The following is a 17,323-nucleotide window of genomic DNA, read 5'->3' on the forward strand; positions in this document are numbered from 1 at the left end:
ACGCTTCAGTTGCGGGCCGAATCCAAGGCTTCGCGGATTTTCCCGGCGAGCTGTTCGGAATCGAATGGTTTTGGGAGGAAGAACATTTCCTGGTCGCGGCGGTCGCCGGGATGGAGGGATTCCTCGAGATAGCCGGAGATGAAGACAACTTTCGTATGCGGGCTCGTTTTGCGCATCCAATCGGCAAAATGCCGGCCGCTCATTTGCGGCATGACCATGTCGGTAAGAAGCAAATCGATCTGCTTGTTCTGGCTCTTGGTGACGAGCTGCTGGGCGTCGTCGCCGTTGGCGGCTTCCAAAACGTCGTAACCGAGGCTACGCAGCACCCGCACTGAGATGTGGCGCACGCTGACATCGTCTTCGAGGACGAGAATGGTTTCAGCCCCCGTGGGCAGCTTGTTCGCGCCAGGGCGTTTGTAAGAAGGAGCAGGGGGAGGTGGGAGTTGCGGGAGGAAGATCTTAACGGTTGTTCCCTGACCAAGTTCGCTTTCCACGCAAATGTGGCCGCCACTTTGCCGGACAATCCCGTAGCTCGTAGCGAGACCCAGTCCGCTGCCACGGCCTTCGTCTTTCGTGGTGAAAAACGGCTCGAAGAGATGTTGTTTCACTTCATCGCTCATGCCCGCGCCGGTGTCGGTAACGCTGATCTGGACGTAATTGCCGGGAGAAATCTCGTCGACCGCGGACTCGTGTTCTTCGGCAGGCTCAATGGTGACGGTGGAAGTCTCCAGGATGAGTGATCCGCCGTGGTCCATCGCGTCGCGCGCGTTCACGACGAGGTTGAGAATAATCTGGGTGAGCTGGCTTGGATCGACTCTCGTGTAGGTGCCGTCTTTCCCACGGTGCAGATGACACTCGACCGTGATGTCTTCACCGAGGAGGCGCAGCAACGAGCGTTCGAGATTCGTGACCAGGGAGTTAACTTCGAGAACAGACGGCGCGAGGGGATGCTTGCGGCTGAAGGCGAGCAGTTGCGCGGTCAAGACGGAAGCACGCCCCGCGGCATTCCGAATTTCACTAACGTGGTCGCCGATTGCGCCCTTCATTCCGAGCTCATTCAGGAGCAGGTCGCTGTAACCGAGAATGGTGGTGAGGAAATTATTGAAGTCGTGGGCGACGCCACCGGCCAGTTGGCCAAAGGCTTCCATCTTCTGGGAACGAATGAGCTGATCCTGGAGTTGCTTTCGCGCGGTGACATCCATGAGCGAACCGACGAACTGCACGGCCCGCCCGTTGTCCTCGCGAACGATGAACCCGCGTTCGAGTAAGTCGAGATACGATCCGTCCGCATGCCGGAAACGGTACTCTCCCGTCCAGTGATTACCCTCGCCGGCCAGAGCGTCGCGGAGGGCGACGGCGGTGCGCGCCCGATCCTGGGGATGAATCTGTTTTTGCCAGAACCCGATTTCGTGGGTGATGGCGGAATGGGGGTAGCCGAGCAGGCTCTCAAGGCCTTGCGGCCAGTCGAGTGCGCCGGAGGCTAGAGTCCAAACCCGAACAGCATCATTCGTAGCCTGGGCAGCGAGCGCAAGATGTTGCGAGATTTCATTCGGGCCGCCCGATAAGTCAGAAGGAGTTTCATGTTTTTTCGAAAGATTTCTGTCCGTTTCGCCTCGGTGAAGATTTCGCTGGGATACCTCATCTCCCTGAATTTCAGTGGCTAATCGCATCTTCAGGTCGTTGTGGTGCCCACTCTCAAAGGAGAGCTAGTTCCATGCCTTTGCGGAGACGCTGATTGCCGATGGAATTACGTAAGGGAGACGGCTTTGTTGTCGCTGGGGGGATGAAGTTTTATCCCCTATTTCGCCAAGCGGCTGACACTCAGGGCGCGGTCGAATCGGCCGCGGCGACGCTCTTCGACACGTTCTGCGAATCATGCGTGAGGAGCTTGCGCGTCGCGGTCGTAAGCAGCTGCTGCTCTTCCGGCAGAAGCGTGGCCTTGTTCGCTGCGGAAAGATAAAGATGGGCGCGGTCCATGTTTCCATTCTCGACCAGCATCACGAAGTAATAAGTGGCGACCGAGGGATTGCGCAGCTGCGCTTCCTTCAGGATCTCCATCTCCTTGAGCGCCTCACTTGTTTTGCCTTCGGTGAATAATGCGAACGCGTACGTCGTCCGGAAAATCGCGTTGTCCGGGTTTTCGGTATGTAGCCTTGTCGCGAGGCGGCGCGCGGAAATATCGCCGGTCAGGAGCAGGCCGAGACTCGCGCAATTGTTCGCGGCGACTAGATCCGCGGGATTCAATTCCAGGGCGCGCTTTGCCACCCGGAGTAACCCGTGCGTGTTCTGCTTCGATTTGTAAAGGCGCTGCAGCGCCGTAAGAGCATCTTTCGCATTTTCGTTTCCATTCGCGATCATCCACCAGGCTTCCGCGGCTTCATCAGAGTAACTCCATCCCTCCGCGAGCTGCGCGATGGTGGCGAGTCGGTCCGGGCGCCCCTGCGTTGCCTTGAGGGCGGCTGTCCAGACGGTCTGCGACTCCATTGAGGCGCGGTCCGCGGGACCGAGATGATGCAACGCGTGGCTCAGCACGGCGAGACGCAAGAATTCCTGCTCGCCCCACTCCTTGCCTTCCACCCACCCCCGCAAACCGTTCCAGTCCTGGAGAAAGCTGTAGGCTTCGGAAATCGCGAGAGGGACAGGCTGTGCGCTGAGCGTTTCCTTCGGCAGGGCCAGACCCCAGTCGAGGGCGGACTGCGCCATCTCGTGCCGGTTCATCCAGGTAATGAGGGCCGCGGCCGGCCCAGGCGAGAGAGTCGCGGCCAACTGTGCTTCGTGGAGCACGGCCTGGCCGGCGTTCGTTTCGCGCGCGGCTTCGAGATAAAGCAACAAATCCGAGAGCGTGGCTCCCTTTTCTGATTTCAAGGCGGTTGCCCATTTTTCAGCGTCAGCCAGTGACTTGCGAGCAAGGGAATCGGAGGTAAGGGCCCTGAGCGATTCGAGGCGCAGGGTGGGATGCTCCGAAAGTCGGATGAGCTCAGCGCGCGCCTTTTCAGCGGAGGCGGCGTCATTCGATGCCAGCCGGACCATTGCAAGGTTGAGAGCCAGCCGGGAGTTATTTGGATCGAGCTGAAGCGCGGCGGCAAACTCGGTTTCAGCCGTGGCGGATTGCTTCTCGGCAATGGCAACCGCTCCGGCCAATTCGTGATACTTCACAGTGCCCCGGGCCCCCGGCATTACGGAGTCGAGAATATTGCGGGCCAGATTGAGCTGGCTGAAGCGGAGCGCGGTGGCGGCGAGCGCAATATTATTGTTCGCTACGCCTGGTTCCAGCGCCACGATCTTTTCGCGCCAGGAAAGGGCCTCCCGATGTCCTGATCGCTCTGCGGTGTCCGCCATGATGCGGCAGGCGGCGACGTTGTCCGGATCCAATTGCAGGAGATGACGCGCCACCAGCACAGCGCTCTGAAGATCGCCCCGGTTGAAGAATTCCTGCGCCTGGTTTGATAAATGCCTTTTGCGCCACGTTTGGTAACCGCGGAAACCACCGAACGCTAGAATTGCGACGACAACAACGGCCGCGATACGCCGGCTCCAACGCCGGTAAAAATCGCGTCGTGCTAATGCACGGACATTGCCGAAGCAGTCGTTATTTTCGGCGGGCATGGGAACTGTGACGAAGGATGAGGCCGGCCGCGATGAGACAGGAAGCAATCGTGCTCCAGGCCGGGTTTATTTCGGGAACAGGGGTGAACGTCAGGTCATGCATGGCAATTCCCTGGGTCGTTGGGTTGGCCGGTGCGTTGGATCCGCTTCCGTAGGTGAAAGTGAACGACTTGATCGCAGCCGCGCCGAAACTGATCGTAACGTTTCCGTTGCCGGAAGTAGCGCCGGTGTCCGAGTTGCCGGTCATCCCGGTTACAACCTGATTGAGGCCAGTGCCGCTGAGCGAATTGGAGCTACTCGTCGTGATCGTCGGCGCGATCAGCGTTGTGCCGTCAATCGAAAGGGCGCTGATGGAACGCAGCTGATCCTGAAACCCGCCGCTGCTGAAATCCACGTCAAAGATGGTAAAGGAGACATTCGAGACGCCGGCCGTATACTGGGCGGAAAAATTTACCGACATGGTGACGGACTGGCTGGCGTTCGCGAGATCGAGATGGAGAACCAGCGCGTTTTGGACAGGGCTGAGCCCGCCCTCGATAAAGTTTTGAATCGACGGCATCGTGAATCCGTTTTTCGGGGCGAACTGGCCCGTGTCGCCGGTGAGAGAGAGGGTGACATCGTTTCCAGGCTTTGTTGGATCGACATCGTAGGAGTTGCTGAGCGATCCCGGGGTCCAGGTAACGCCATCCCAGTCCAGGGTGACGGCATGGCCCGCCGTGGAGAAAGCCACGAGCCCAATGAACGTGGCCATTAAGCGGCGTTTAAGAGTCATAAAACCGGTCACCCCAGCTTTATAGCAACGGCTGTGCCGCCCTCTGAGGAACAAGATCCGTTGCGGCAATCGATGCTTGAACTGAAATCGTTAAACCGGTTGGTTTTTTAGGGTTCTCCGAACGAATCTCTTCCGAAATGTCGAAGTTCCGTGATCAGGCAGTCCCGTGGATTGTGCCCGGCGTTCTCTGGTTTTGGCTCTTTTTTCACCTGCGCGCGGAATGGACGCTCAATCCGCAATACAACTACGGCTGGGCGGTGCCTTTTCTAGCGCTCCTCCTCTTCTATTTTCGCTGGCAACGCCGCCCGGACCCGGACCCGGCTGGCCGGCAACATCGTTGGCCGGCCACCGGGATTTGGCTCTTGCTCGTGATTTTGTTTCCAATCCGCGTGATCGAGGAGGCGAATCCGGATTGGCGTTTGCTCAGTTGGATCCTCGCCTTCGACGTCATTGCGATTTCTCTCCTTTCGGTTTTCCGCGCGGGAGGAAAGAGTTGGCTCAAACATTTCGCCTTCCCGGTCTGCCTACCCCTGGCGGCGGTTCCGTGGCCGGTCCAGTTTGAAAACCTGGTCGTGCAGGGCATGATGCGCGCCGTTGCGTACGTCGCGGTGGAGATCGCCGGATGGCTGGGAGTTGGGGCGTATCAGATCGGCAACGTGATTCAGTTGCGGAACGGCTTTGTCGGAGTCGATGAGGCGTGCAGCGGAGTGAAGACTCTGCAGGCAGGAATTCTTGTGGCGCTGGTCCTCGGCGAACTATTTCGACTTCCGTCGCAGAGGCGGATCGCCCTCGGCTTGCTGGGATGCGCCTGGATTTTTGTCTGCAACGTTTTTCGGGCGACAACGCTGGTCCTCGTGGCGGCCAATAGCGGCCTCGACTCGCTCGGACGCTGGCATGATACAATCGGCACCGCCGCACTCCTGTGTGGGATGGCCGGGATAATGGCGTTGGCCTGGCTCTGGAAGCTGGAACCGCCGGAGATTCCGTTGCGGGCGAAAACGTCCTCGATTCTTCGCCAAAATTTCGGCGCGCATTTTGTCGCCCTCGCCTGGCTGGCCCTGATATTTGCTGGAACCGAAGTCTGGTACCGCATCCATGAGCGCAACCTGGTCGAGCTCCCGCGCTGGCAGCCGAAATGGCCGCAGGCGAACGGGACCATGACCCATCTCTCCATTGCGGAAACGACCCGGGTAATTCTGCGCTACGATGATGCGGAGAGCGCGGCCTGGGAGGATCCACGAGGCGTGCGTTGGTGGAGTTTTTTTGCCGCCTGGAAACCGCAACGCGCCGCCCTCCAATTGGTCCGAAGCCATTCGCCGGAAATCTGTTTGCCCGCGATTGGCCGCACTTTTCGTTCAGCTCGCCCGGACTTAAGTCTGCGCGCCGGTGCGAGCGTGCTGGACTTTCAATCCTACGAATTTGAGCAGGAAGGGCGTCCGCTTTTTGTTTTCGTCTGTATCCAGGAAGACAAGCGCGTGCCCTCAGACGAAAAACAGCCAGCGGAGTGGAACCTGCAGGGACGGGTGCGTGCGGCTTTTCAAGGAAAGCGCAATCTTGGTCAGCGCCTTCTGGAGATCGCGGTCACCGGGTTGGATGATTCTGCCAAGGCACGCGATGCCGTCGCGAGAACCGTCAACGAAATGGTCGCGGTCGAACAGCCTAAGGGCTGACGACAGGAATCACCGGCGGTTGCGGGAGGACCGGCGGACGTTCCAGAGTCATGGAAGCGTCCGCATAGAAGTCTGGAAATTCCGTGGTGCTCAGCATGGACAAGGGCATGTCGCCGAAGGCACTGAGTTCGGCTACGTCAAAACTTTGTCCGGAACCCGCCTGGGCCGGAGTCCAGCGCAGGGCCACAAACCGCGCGCCTTCCGGATCGAAATTTACCGCGGCTTTGCCTCCGGCACTCGCATCCGTCACGGAGGCAATTGGCTTGGCGTGGCTTAAATCCCCAGGATTCTCCGCGAGTTCCTGCAAGAGGAAGACGTCCAGTCTGCCGGCCTGCATTTTGTAGAGGGCGCTGACCCGATGCAGCCGCTGATGTTCGGCCAACTCGACGATCACGGTCGGATGCGGATCGGCAGGTGCGAATTGAAACGACGTGATCACGTCATCGTCGATCATTCTCTTGGCGAACTCCGTCGATCCCGAACTGACAAAGACAACCCGGGCCTGGGCATACACGTTGGCAAAATTGAAATTCAGCATGTCTTCGAGGCGCCGGCTGGCCGTGGGGTTCGAGACGCGAATTACTCCACGCTGACGGGCCGCGAACTTCTGGAGTGATTGGCCGCCGTAAAGGCCCAGCGCCGCGATTCGTCCTCCTTTTCCGACGTGAAAGGAGAGCCTGACGTAGCGGGCTTCCACTCCGAGCAGGGACAAGTTGAAGAGCCGTTTGCCAGTGAAAGTGCTGCTGCCGTTCACCTCCACCCATTTGGAACTCCGCGCCGGCAGGCGATAATTAGAGACTGAAATTTGCAAGTCGCCTTCGGCGGTTGCGTTTTCGTTCACAAACGTAAACCGGTCGAGCAACGAGGTGTCCGGGAAGGTGAGGACAAAGGTGGTGTCGCCCTCGGGCAGCGGGTAACTAAGCGTATCGTCATCCATGATCAGCGCCGTCGCGCCGGAATCTGCTTGCGCGGTGCTGGGCAGCACCACCGCCCGGCCATTGGGACCGATGAGATCGATCGTCGTGCCGCAATTCATACGGGCGAGGTTCTTCGCCGCATTGCTCGTCTCGCCGAAGGCGGGGACAACCTGGCTTTCACCGGCAACGCAATTGACGACCTGGAGAATGACAAGAGCCGCCACGGGCAAGACGCGGACAGCTTTGGGAAACCGAAACCAACTCATAATCGTCAAGACAAAGCTAGGAATGCGCCAAGCGGCGTGGTTTTCTCTAATGGCCTGCGCCGAGGCCTTTTATTACCAGAATTTGGTAAAACGAACGGCGGATCGATTGATTTCTCCCATCCGCGCGGACAAAGGGAGGCGATTTTCCTTGCCGCAGAGGTCTTCTCTGGCTAGAAGAATCGGCGTCTATTGCCTTAACCAATTGAAACAGCAAATATCATATTCTAAAACTGCTTCCGCCGAATCTGCGCGAGGCAATCGGAACGCCGCCGCGCGATCCCCAAAAAGTTTTGGTATCACATCTGCTAACCAACACCGAACTGACACCCAAATGAGTCAAGCAACTCCTCTTTCTTCTTTTGCCCGCAGAGTGGCCCTCGCTCTTCTTGTTCCACTGCTCAGCGCGGCTCCTATTGCGCTTTCTCAGGATGCCATTCGGCCTTCCCTCGCCGGTGAGGCGGCTGCCGAAGCACGCCGTCAGTCCATCGACCACATTCCTTACAATCTTCAGCTCGGCCCCATTAAGTTCCGCTTGAGCGCGACTTTGGGTCTCGAATACAACGACAATATCAATCTGGCCGAAGATGGCTCGGTCCTCGTCGCCACGCCCTTCGGCACCACCGTGCTGACGACTTCGCCGCAGAGCGACTTCATTCTGCGTCCTCAGGTCAACATCAACGCTCTGTGGCCGATCACGCAGTTGAATACCCTCAAATTCGATATTGGGATCGGTCATGCGTTTTACCTCGACCACTCGAACTACGACACCAATAGCATCCTCCTGACGCCAGGCTCACAGCTCGCCTTCGATATTTTTGTGGGCGATTTCCGGATCAACATCCACGACCGATTTTCGCTGGAGCAGGATCCAGTCTCCGAAATCGCTCTGAGCAACGTTGCCGATTACGGCCGGTTCCAAAACAGCGCGGGCATCGCCGTCCTGTGGGATCTGAACCAGGCGGTGGTCACCCTGGGGTATGATCACTACAATTTTATCGCCACCAACGATCTCTTCGAATACCTGGATCGGAACGCCGATATCCTCTCGGCCTCGATCGGCTACACCCCAACCGCGACCATGACCGTTGGGCTTGAGGGCTCGATCGTCAATACCTACTACGACCAGACTGTCCTGAATGATTCGCTCACCTACAGCATCGGTGCGTTCATGGAGACCCAGCTGACGAGTTATCTGAGATTGCGCGTTGCAGGGGGCTATCAACAGATCGATTTCGACATGGGGGGCCTGGTCAACGACCCGCAGGACCTTAACGATTACTATGCGAACGCTCTGCTCTCGCATCGCGTCAACTCCGTGCTGACGCATAATCTTTCCGTAGGCCACGAGACGCAGCTGGGCGTGAACTCAAATTATGTGAAGCTGAATTATGTTCGCCACACTGCGACCTGGAATATTTTGTATCACACGCTTCTTTCGACGGAACTGTTTTACGAGGATGCGGACGAATCTGGCGGCAACGGGACGTTGTTCACGCCGATACCGGGCATCCCAAACATCAATCCTTTTGTTTCCGAGCACATTCATCGCTACGGGGGCGCGCTCTCGCTGGGATATCAGCTGACTCCTCACGTCACGCTCGGGCTTCGCTATCAATACACTCAGAAAGATTCGGATCAGCCGTTACGCGATTACAGGCAGAATCGCGTCGCGCTGGACGGGACCTACAGCTTCTAACAAGGAGACAATTGCAATTTCATGAGAATCTGGGCTTTTACATTCCTCGCCGCTGCCTCGATCGCGGGGCCGTTGCCGCTCCTGGCGCAGGAATCCAGCCCGGTGCCTTCGATTCCGAAAGCTACTTCGGTCGAGCCGCCCACTACGAGCACGGTCATGCGAACCAATTCCATGACGGTGCTCGACGAGAAAAAGCGTCTCGGGGCTAACGACTACGTCAGCTTCCGCGTTGTCGAAGACCGCGACAACGAATCACAGCATTTGCGCGTTAACGATAATGGGGAACTGGAAGTTCCCTACATCGGCCTCGTTCCCGCCTCTGGGAAGAGCTGCAAGGAACTGGCCTATAATGTGAAGGCCGCTCTCGAGCGGGAATATTATTATCACGCGACCGTGATCATTGCCGTAGACCGGGTCAGCGAAAAATCTCGCGGCAAGATTTACGTCTACGGTTCGGTGAAGGGACAGGGGCCGCAGGAAATCCCGCCCGATGAAACCTATACGGTCAGCAAAGCTATCATTCGCGCCGGTGGTTTCGGCGATTTCGCCGACAAGAAGAAAATCAAGCTGACCCGGAAAAACGGAGAGACCGTCGTTATCAATTTGAAACGCGTGATCGAGGAAGGACACACCGACGAAGATGTGACCGTGGGGCCCGATGACCAGATCTACGTTCCGCAGAGGCTGGTGAATTTCTAATCATGCCAGCACCCGCCGCCACCGACCGTCCCGCCTCCGCCCCATGGAGCACAGCGCTCATTACGCGCCTCCATCGTTACAAAGCGCTCCTGCAGCGTCGTTGGTGGATCCCAGTTTTGACCATTTGCCTCGGGCTTTTTGTCCAGGCCTGGCTCATCTATCAAACGCCGCCCTCCTTTGAGTCGCGCAGCAAAATGATGCTGGCGGGCAAGATGAACATCTCCCAGGGCGCGGTTTACAGCGAAGACACCGTCAATTTTTTCGGGACCCAAATTCAACTCATGCAGAGCGCCGAAGTTCGTCGCAGTGCGGAATCGCTGGTCCGTTCCACCCATCCGGAAATGCAACCGGTGGTGGTTGACATCACCGTCGCGCAAAAGCCGCGCACCTCGATTTTCGATTTGATCGCCATTGGGACCACGCCGGACTACACCCAGGCCTATTTGAACGCCCTCATGCAGAAGTATGTGGATTTCAAAAAAGGCATGCGCGAAAACCAGGGCTCCACGGTCACGACCGCGATCACCGAGCAACTGATTCAAGTAGAAAAGGATTTGCGGGCCAGTGAGGACGAAATGCTCGATTTCCAGAAGCAAAACAACATTGGGTTCATCCAGGAAGAGGGCAACAGTGCGGCCCAATACCTGGTCCGGCTTAACCAGCAATACGCCCAGCTCAAGACCGAATACGATCTGCTCAGCCTCCTCGATCTCGACCAGAATCTGGACCGCACCCAGGGCAGGACGGATAGCAATCCTGCGACAAATCCCGCTCCGCCTTCCGACGATCGGCCTCCGGGACTGGCATTCTCCGATGTGGGGCCGGAGGCAGATTACCTCAAGGCGAAGCAAAATGTTCAGTTGCTGAAGGCCGAGCGTGAAACGCTGTCAAAAGATCTGCGGCCCAAGCACCCCAAAATCATCAAGCTCAATGACGAGATCACCAAGCAGGAGAAGCTGATCGATTTGTTTCGCCAGGACACGGTGGAAAAACTCGAGACCCGCCGGAAGTCCATCGGCAAGCAAATGGAAAACCTGCAGGTGAATATCAAAGAGTGGGAGAACAAGGCGCTCGATCTCAGCCAGCGATTGGCGCAGTTCAATCGCATTAAAGGAAAAGCCGAGCGCTTAAAAACCCTCTACGATCGGCTCACCAACAATCTCAAGGACATCAACGTGTCCCAAAGCGTGGACAGTGCCGACCAGATCTCCATCATGGAAATGGCGTCGCCGCCTCTTTCCGTCCGGCCCGGCTTGTTCAAGAGTCTCCTGATCGGGTTAGGCTGTGGAGCGCTCGCCGGTATCGGCATCCTGCTCCTGCTCGATCGGATCGACGACCGGATGGCTTCGTTTGGTGAATTCCAGCACCAATTCTCCGAGAATGTTCTGGGGCAAATCCCCAAGGAAAAAACCAAGGGTCGCGTCACCCTTCTTCAACCCGACGATGCCCGCCACGTTTTCGCCGAATCGTATCGGAACATTCGCTCCTCCATTTTCTTTATGCCCTACGAGGGGCCACGGCCGAAGACCATGCTCGTCACCAGTTCGGTGCCTAATGAAGGCAAATCGACGATCTCTTCTAACCTCGCGATTACGATGGCTCTCTCCGGAGCGCGGACCCTGCTTATCGACGGCGATCTTCGTCGCGGCGCCTTGCGCGAATCGTTCGGGGTCTCATCGAAAATAGGCTTCTCAGAAGTTCTGAAGCAGGAAGTGAATTGGCAGGAAGTAGTCGTTCCGACGTCATATCCGAACCTGTTTCTACTCCCGCGCGGCAAGACGCTGGGCCAGCCGAGCGAACACCTCCTTCGCGAATCGACTGATGCTCTTCTTCGTGAGATGTACAATCATTACGATTACATCATCATCGATAGCTCGCCGGTTCTCGCGGCAGACGATTCCACCAGCCTTGCGCCGAAGATCGATGCGACCCTCTTTGTTATCCGTCTCTCCTACACCTCGGCGCGTCTCACCCGGAAATCGCTTGAGTTGCTGTACAATCGGCAGGTCAATGTCCCGGGCGTTATCCTCAACTACGTCGATACTTCGCTGCCGGAATATTATTACTACCAATATTCGGAGTACTACAACACGCCGGCGCCAATTGAAGAGCACGACGAAGTTGCGGCCTCGCATCGGCATCAGCCCCGGCAGATTCAGTCCTCGTAGCGCGCTCCTCAGTTTTCGGGCCGTGACTTCGGATCGCTCGGCCCGTCGCGAAATCAACCGATGAGCTTCTTCGGCCCGATTTCGCCACCCGTCCTCAACGAAGCTTCGACTCCCCTGATCAGGCGTGCTCTCCATCGCGCTCGAGTTGTCGGCAATTTTGCCTTCGTCCAGGGGGTGGTGCAGCTGATTAGCTTTCTCAGCGGCATTTTGGTTATCCGGCATCTCGACCAGCGAGAATACGGTTACTTCACCATTGCGAATACGATGCAGGGCACGCTTAACGTCCTGGCGGATATCGGCATTAGTATTGGACTCATTTCTATTGGCGGACGCGTCTGGCAGGATCGGCAGCGTTTCGGCCAGCTCGTAAACACCGCCCTCGGTCTTCGGCGCAAACTTGGCGCCGCTGTGGCCATTGTTGTGACGCCGATTCTCTATTTCATGCTCGTGAAGAACGGGGCTTCCGTGAGCTATGCCGGAATGCTGATCGCTGTGGTTCTCGCCGGGCTCGCGGTTCAACTCTTGATCGGCGTATTTAGCGTAGTTCCCCGCCTCCGGTCCGACATCAGCCGAATTCAGACGATCGACATCACGGGCGCCGTGGCGCGTTTGCTTGCCCTGCTGCTCCTGATGTTTTTGTTTCTCAACGGCGCCATTGCGCTGGTTATCGGCTCTGCCACGTTGCTTCTCCAGTATTGGATGCTGCGAAAGTATGTTGCCGGAGTCGTTGATCTCTCCGCTCCAGAAAACCCGGAAGACCGGGCGGCGATGCGCGGCTTCATTCGAAGCCAGGCCGCGAACGCCATTTTCTTCTGTCTTCAGGGCCAAATTACGGTCTTTCTCATCAGCTTTTTCGGCCGGGCCGTCAGCTCGGTCGCAGAGGTTGGCGCGCTTGGCCGGCTGGCTATGATCTTTGCCGTTCTCAGCCATCTCCTTGCGAATGTCTTTGCGCCTGCTTTCGCGCGTTGCCAGAGCCTGAGAAAACTTCGCTGGCAATATGCAGCCATCGTTGGCTGCGTCGTGTGTTTCAGCCTTGTCATCCTGGCCGCGGCCGCGTTTTTTCCCCGCCAGTTTCTTTTCGTCCTGGGCAACAAATACGCTCACCTCGAGCGCGAGTCAGTGCTCATGGTCGGCGGCGCGGTTATCTCTGCCTTGGCCGGAACTCTCTGGTCGTTGAACGCGGCAAAGGCATGGGTCGCCGGATCCTGGCTTTACATTCCTCTCACCCTCGCGACCCAGCTGGCGATGATTCCTTCCACGGATTTCTCCAGCGTCATGGGCGTGCTCAAGTTCAACCTTGTCTCCGCGATTCCGAGTTTGGTGCTCAATCTCATTCTGAGCTATCGCGGTTTCCGGAACTGGCGTCCCGCAGCCGGCTGAGCCAATGCCAAATTACGGCTACCATCTTGCTCGAGCGAAGGGGAGAGCGATCCGTGCGCTGTATACGGCATTTCTGGGCCGCCTTCCCGAAATTGAATCAACCCGCCCCTTCTCCCTGGAAGTTTTCTCGTATTCGGGCGAAGCCGCCTTACCGGAACAGGTCGCCTCGATCAGGTCGTTTCTGCGACACGTCGGACAGCCGCCGCATTTCACCGTCGTGTCGGATGGCACCTATTCAAATGAGAGCAGGCGCGTGCTAAAGGCGATCCATCCTTCAATTACCGTGAGCGATTTCCACGAATGGATCCCGGCTAATCTTCCAGAGGCGATCTATCCTTATTTGAAAAACCATCCGACGGGCCGGCAGCTCGCTCTTATCATGTCGCTGGCCCGGAATGGACCGGTCTTGTATCTCGATTCGGATATCCTGTTTTTCGCGGGAGCGAACGACCTGCACGGCTACGCGAAAGCGACTGGCGTTTCCGCCTTCTACCTGGCCGATTGCCGTTTTTCGGGGGACGAACGCCTGTTGCGCGATCACGCAGAAGCAAATGATCCGGTCAACACCGGTTTCCTCCTGCTTTTCCAGCCACTCGATTGGTCGCTCAGCGTCCAGCGATTTTTGGAATTAGACGGCGCGCCGAATTTCTTTACCAATCAAACAATGACTCACCTGACGATGCACGCGAATGGGGCCAGCCCGTTCGATCCTCGAAAATATCTCCTGAAGCTCGATGATCAGTTCGTTTACCCGGATCGCCACGTTCATTCGGGAGTCGCGTTGCGCCACTACGTAAACCCGGTTCGCCACAAATTTTGGACAAGCCTTCTTTGAAGACCGATCCCCCGTTGAATCAGCCGCTTCGTATCCTGGCGATCGTTAATCTTCCCTGGGATCCGCGGTTTGGCGCCGCCCGCGTTTGGATCGAGCTGGCCGAGGAATGGAGCAGGGCGGGGCATCTCGTGGAGAGATTTTGCCTGACGGATGCCTTTCCGACTCCGGCCTCGTCTAGCGCGCTGGCCGCGGTTCGCCTGTTTCTCTTTCCGTTTCGAGCCGCCAAATTTGTCCGGCAAAACGCGGACCGTTTCGATGTTATCGATGCGCTCGTGGGCACGCTCCCGTTCTCGAAAAAGTCGCTCGCCTTTTCCGGCCTGCTCGTCGCCCGCTCAGTCGGCCTCTATTATCTTTACGAAAAGTTCGAGCGCACCGCGGCGAAACGCTGGCCGCCGCCCTCAAAAGGAAAGCTGCTCGGACGGCCATTCTACTGGTTCTTCCGTAACCGGGCGCGGTTGGCATCGGACGCGTCCGTTCGCCATTGTGACATGATGAATCTGCCGAACTCGGACGAATTGCGTTGTCTCCGGGACGAAATGCGTTCTGCGAAGCCGGCGGCCGTCCAGCCCTACGGCATCACGCCCATCCGGCAGCAGGCGCTTCTCGCCGCAGCCGCTCCGGCCGACGAACGCTGGCGGAAGAAGAAGGTGGCGTTTATCGGCATGTGGAGCCCGCGAAAAGGGGCCAGGGATTGGGGAGGGATTATCGAGCGAATTCGCGCCAAACTGCCTGACGCCTGCTTTCTGTTCCTCGGCACCATGATTAACACCCAAAATGTCTGGAACGACCTCGGATTCGGACCCGTCGATTTTGTCGAGATCGTTCCGCAATTTCAACCGGACGAGCTGCCGCGACTTCTGTCGGATTCCGCGGTCGGCGCGTTTCCGAGTTACGTCGAGGGGTTTGGATTGGCTGTCGTTGAACAGCTCGCGGCGGGCCTTCCGACGGTGGCCTACGACACTCCCGGACCACGCGACATTCTAAGAGACAGTCAGCCCAATTCGCTCGTGCCGCCCGGCGATGTAAACCGATTTGGTGCCGCCATCGTCGAAATCTTCGAAAATGGCTTCGAGCGTTATCGGGAATTGAGCGATCGAAGCGCAAAGGCGGCGCTCCGATTTTCCTGGCCTGAGATCGCTCGCGATACGGCCGAAGAATATCGCAAGCGGCTCGGTGATCTGGGTTCACGGTCCGGCAACGATCTTTCCCATAATGCCCACGCGTGACACCGTATTGCAGATCGTGCCGCGTTTGCCGGGCACGTTTGACGGGGTGGGCGATCACGCCCTCAATCTCGCGAAAGCGTTAAGCGCGAATCACGGAATCACAACTACTTTTCTCGTGGCGGAGAAAACCGCTGTTGAATCCAAGGAAGGTTACGCCGTCATCTCCGGGATCGATAGCAACTCCCCGGTGGAATTGGCGCGGAAATACGCGCACGTGATTTTACATTACGTGAACTATGGCTATCAGCCCCGGGGCGTTCCCTTCAAGTTGCGGAGCTTCGTGCGGAAACTGCGAGGAGAATTGGGCGGTCGCTGGGTGACGACGTTCCACGAGATCTATGCTTCAGGTCCCCCCTGGAAAAGCGCATTCTGGCTCCGACCCTTCCAGGTAAAGATCGCACGCGACCTCATTGACGCTTCTACTGCCTGTGTCGTTAGCAATGCCCCAATTGAAAAAGTGATTCATGCTTACGACGCCGAAAAGAAAGTTTATCTCCTTCCGATCATGTCGAATTTTGGCGAACCGGACCTCGATGATTTCGAGGCCGCCTCGCCGGCCCGGTGGGTGATTTGCGGCGGAACCGCGTTGATCGCCCGATCGCTGGGATGGTTTGAGGAAATGCAGGCACTGATCCCGAAAAGCTTCGCCCCGGAACAATTGGAGATTGTGGGCGGCCGCGAAGATATTTCCATCCGCACCACCCTGGAGAGATTGAGCCGCGGCCAACCCGGTTTGTCGTGCCAATACTATCCCGAGATCGCTCCCCAAGCCGCGTCGGAGATTCTCAGGCGCTCGTGTTTTGCTTTGCTCGATTATTTTGGCGCGGGCAAGGTCTGGCCCGGGATGGTTCTTAAGTCGAGCGTATTTGCGGGGCTCTGCGCGCACGGGATCGTGCCGATTTTGTCTCACCAGGAAAAAGCCATTTCAATTAACGGCGATCCATTGCCGGGGCCCTATTACCTGACGCCGGGGGCAACGAGCTTTCCGGCGCCCGAGGAATTGCACGAAATTCAGCGAAGGATCTATCGCTGGTATCACGCGCACGCCCATTCTCGCCGTCTGGCCGAGGCTTACGCGGAGGCGTTGCGATGACTCATTTCTCCGATCTCACCCTGGCCACGACGACCCACAACAACGCTCGGATGTCCGCCGAGATGCTGCATTCGTTCGAAACGAATCTGGGCACGGTCGACAAAATTGTGATCGTCGACGATGGCTCGAGCCGGCCCTGCCCGCTCCCGCCGGTAAGCAGCGGTGTCCGCATGATCCGGATAGAGCCGGCTCACGGCTTTTGCCAGGCCTCCGATATCGCGTTGCGCGCTGTGCGAACCAGATTCGCTCTCCTCGTCGATGCCGATGTCCTGTTCGAGCCGGGTGATTTCGCCGGAGGTTTCGCGGAATTCCAGCAGGGAAATTGGGCCTGGGCTAATTTCCGGCAGATGAATTTTCAGGGCCAGCCGCAGGCCGCCTACGAACAGCCATTAATGCCGGCCTGGGTCTTCGCGGCGGGGAACCAGGTCTCTAAGCTGTGGGAGAAGTTTCAGCGCGAGCCAGCGCCTCTGCCGGGCCAGCGGATCGCGGAGGTGGAAGCGGCCCATTCCAGCTGCACGCTGGTTAATCTGGAAGCATTCCGTGCCGTCGGGGGATTCGACCGCTGGTATTGGCAATGCCAGTCGGAGATTGATCTCTGTTTGCGTCTGCGAAAAAAAGGCCGTCGCGTCGGCATTGATTTCGGCTATTGCGTAAGACACGAGGGGGCCGGTGGAAAAGGAGGCGGCGCGCCGCGCGTCCTGGATCTCTATCGGTCACGTCTTCATCTCTATGAGCGCTTTGCCCCCTCATCCCGTTATTACTTGCGGCCGCTCTTGTTCATCAGGCATTTGCTTGAGGTGGGTTGGTTCGCGCTGGTTGCTCTGTTCAAAAAGGAGCCGAGACTGCAATTGCGCCTCGAAATGCTGAAAGGAGTTCTGAAGGGTTATCACTGAATTCAATCCGCTCGAAACTCAGCTAGAGCGCCTCATCGACAAATATCACGGCGAGAATCCACCCGCCGAGACTCCTATCTGGATCCTTCCACCGCTGAGTTG

13 protein-coding genes are annotated in these 17,323 nt (G+C 57.7%); 9 read left to right on the plus strand and 4 right to left on the minus strand.

Translation table 11 applies throughout. The features are described from left to right. Nucleotides 1–5 precede the first annotated feature (5 nt). The 3 genes from VJU77_06725 to VJU77_06735 form a co-directional block, all read right to left on the minus strand. Nucleotides 6–1,670 carry an ATP-binding protein gene (locus tag VJU77_06725; protein ID HKP03047.1) on the minus strand — a complete coding sequence of 555 codons (1,665 nt, stop codon included), beginning with the start codon at nt 1,668–1,670 and terminating at the stop codon, nt 6–8. Nucleotides 1,671–1,821: 151 nt separating this feature from the next. Then, nucleotides 1,822–3,606 (minus strand): hypothetical protein, encoded by a 1,785-nt coding sequence (locus tag VJU77_06730; protein HKP03048.1) that lies wholly within the window; start codon nt 3,604–3,606, stop codon nt 1,822–1,824. Continuing rightward, nucleotides 3,590–4,357 (minus strand): hypothetical protein, encoded by a 768-nt coding sequence (locus tag VJU77_06735; protein ID HKP03049.1) that lies wholly within the window; start codon nt 4,355–4,357, stop codon nt 3,590–3,592. The genes VJU77_06730 and VJU77_06735 overlap by 17 nt, the downstream gene beginning before the upstream one ends. Before the next feature lie 158 nt (nt 4,358–4,515). Between VJU77_06735 and VJU77_06740 the strand changes: the two genes are divergently transcribed. Then, nucleotides 4,516–6,048: an exosortase/archaeosortase family protein gene (locus VJU77_06740; GenBank protein ID HKP03050.1), complete on the plus strand. Its 1,533-nt coding sequence runs from the start codon at nt 4,516–4,518 to the stop codon at nt 6,046–6,048. Here the strand turns inward: VJU77_06740 and VJU77_06745 are convergent. Further along, nucleotides 6,038–7,231 (minus strand): hypothetical protein, encoded by a 1,194-nt coding sequence (locus VJU77_06745; protein ID HKP03051.1) that lies wholly within the window; start codon nt 7,229–7,231, stop codon nt 6,038–6,040. The two genes, VJU77_06740 and VJU77_06745, sit on opposite strands and share 11 nt — an antisense overlap. 331 nt (nt 7,232–7,562) lie before the next feature. Between VJU77_06745 and VJU77_06750 the strand changes: the two genes are divergently transcribed. From VJU77_06750 to VJU77_06785, 8 genes are read left to right on the plus strand one after another with little or no spacing between them, the layout of a single operon-like run. Beyond that, nucleotides 7,563–8,927 carry a hypothetical protein gene (locus VJU77_06750; protein ID HKP03052.1) on the plus strand — a complete coding sequence of 455 codons (1,365 nt, stop codon included), beginning with the start codon at nt 7,563–7,565 and terminating at the stop codon, nt 8,925–8,927. Between the two features lie 21 nt (nt 8,928–8,948). Further along, nucleotides 8,949–9,626: a polysaccharide biosynthesis/export family protein gene (locus VJU77_06755; protein ID HKP03053.1), complete on the plus strand. Its 678-nt coding sequence runs from the start codon at nt 8,949–8,951 to the stop codon at nt 9,624–9,626. Between the two features lie 2 nt (nt 9,627–9,628). Then, a complete protein-coding gene (locus VJU77_06760; protein ID HKP03054.1) occupies nt 9,629–11,794 on the plus strand; it encodes a polysaccharide biosynthesis tyrosine autokinase in 2,166 nt (721 codons plus the stop codon). A 60-nt stretch (nt 11,795–11,854) separates the two neighbouring features. Beyond that, entirely contained in the window at nt 11,855–13,174 is a 1,320-nt protein-coding gene (locus VJU77_06765) for a hypothetical protein (protein ID HKP03055.1), read from the plus strand. A 4-nt stretch (nt 13,175–13,178) separates the two neighbouring features. Beyond that, entirely contained in the window at nt 13,179–14,009 is an 831-nt protein-coding gene (locus VJU77_06770; protein ID HKP03056.1) for a hypothetical protein, read from the plus strand. After that, nucleotides 13,991–15,235, plus strand: coding sequence for a glycosyltransferase (locus VJU77_06775; protein HKP03057.1), 1,245 nt, complete (start codon nt 13,991–13,993; stop codon nt 15,233–15,235). The genes VJU77_06770 and VJU77_06775 overlap by 19 nt, the downstream gene beginning before the upstream one ends. Then, on the plus strand, nt 15,222–16,328 hold the full coding sequence (locus tag VJU77_06780; protein ID HKP03058.1) for a hypothetical protein: 1,107 nt from the start codon (nt 15,222–15,224) through the stop codon (nt 16,326–16,328). The genes VJU77_06775 and VJU77_06780 overlap by 14 nt, the downstream gene beginning before the upstream one ends. Continuing rightward, nucleotides 16,325–17,221, plus strand: a complete 897-nt coding sequence (locus VJU77_06785; GenBank protein HKP03059.1) for a glycosyltransferase — start codon at nt 16,325–16,327, stop codon at nt 17,219–17,221. Before VJU77_06780 ends, VJU77_06785 begins: the two co-directional genes overlap by 4 nt. Nucleotides 17,222–17,323: the final 102 nt, after the last annotated feature.

The organism is Chthoniobacterales bacterium (genome assembly GCA_035274845.1).
GTDB lineage: Bacteria > Verrucomicrobiota > Verrucomicrobiia > Chthoniobacterales > UBA10450 > AV80.